The organism is Moorena sp. SIO2C4 (assembly GCF_010672485.1).
GTDB lineage: Bacteria > Cyanobacteriota > Cyanobacteriia > Cyanobacteriales > Coleofasciculaceae > Moorena > Moorena producens.
The window spans coordinates 1-1447 of record NZ_JAAHGN010001434.1; the positions used below are offsets into that span (position 1 = coordinate 1).

The window sequence follows — 1447 nt, forward strand, 5'->3', positions numbered from 1 at the left end:
GGCAAAACATCCTATCCTCTCCTGATAATGTTTGTGGACTAGTTAAAATTTCCACATCTCGATCGGGAGGATAAATTTATACTTGCTGCTGTTGGCGATTAATTAACCATCCCAGTCTTGCGCCATTATCCCTATATTCCCTCATTTTGGCCTGTGTCTTTTCCAGGGAATAACTGGGAGACATTAATTCAACCACAAAATCGGGGCACAAAGGAGCAAATCTTTCTTTTTCCGCTTGAGTCAAAGCATTCCACCGTTCAATTTTCACCCAAGACGCATCTGGAGAGCGCTCTGCACCCGAGGAAAGTTTGAAACCACCGGAAGAGTCAAAGGATTTTCCTAGCTGATTTTGGCGACTCCAAGCTCTTAACTGATACGTTAGATCAGCATTGCGTACGCTAGTTTTGCTACCCGTAGGTGGCATAATAATTAATTATCCTTTAGCTGTACGCTCGAATCTCAAGTCACGGTTAGTTTGACAAAGCTGAAAAAATTGCTTGTCAGTTAAGTCAATAATTAATTCGAGCCTAGCCGGTAAACTGACGGTATTAGGGTTCATCTTATCAGTTTAGATAGTAGCAATAGTTTTCTCAATTATAGTATAGCGCTTTTTAAGCTAGTAAGGTACATTTTTTTTGGTTTTAGGAAGCATGGAGCTAAGGCCGTGGGCCACGCTTTCGGGCTTTGCCCGACCCTGCGCAAACGCCAACGGAGCTTCGGAGCAGTAAAGTTATAAGAGGGAAAATGTAAAAAAAAATTGTACTTTATTAGGCTAAAAAAAACGATATTTTATATCATCCAGACAGACACGGTTTTAAAGGGATATTAGCTTAGTCCAATCATCGTGTAAAATCCCAAGGATAAGCATAAGACAGTTGGGGGTTTCAAGGCTCTGTTAAACTAAATTTTTATTCTCTGTAACAGGGTAATAAAAATCAACATTAAACGTTCAAGATACCAATTTTTTTTTTAGGCATTTTGAATTGAAGCTGTTGCGCATTTAAATTGGATATTATTCAGTTAGCAAAAAACCTTCAAACCCTCTCCAATGCTCCCATTCCCCCCTTACTAAGGGCAGGGCTGTTTCATTCTTTGGGATAAATTGTCAGGTCAATAAGCGTGAAAGGGATGAAACCTTGAAGAGGGTAGCCTTATTACAAAAACTTAAACCTGTTGCCCATAACCTGCCGACCATAAATGCTACCCTCAACTACTGTAACTTCAAGGGAAGTGGGGTGCTGGTGAGAGGATATTTTTAAGGTGAAAAATACCTAAGGTGCGCTTGACCCATTAAGAATTAAATTCGCGCTATAGGTGCGCGCCAAGGGCGATTTACTCGCCCTTGGGTCGCACCTTCGGGTCGCACTTTTTATTAATAAAAATTCCCCACGGTGCGCGTTCACACCGCTATCTCCCTATCTCCCTATATCCCTATATCCCCACCAAT

Annotated in this window: 1 pseudogene; it reads right to left on the minus strand. The window is 41.3% G+C overall.

What is annotated here, in order from left to right:
- A pseudogene (locus tag F6K20_RS38325) lies at positions 1–559 on the minus strand (Uma2 family endonuclease); the annotation flags it as partial.
- Positions 560–1447 lie beyond the last annotated feature (888 nt).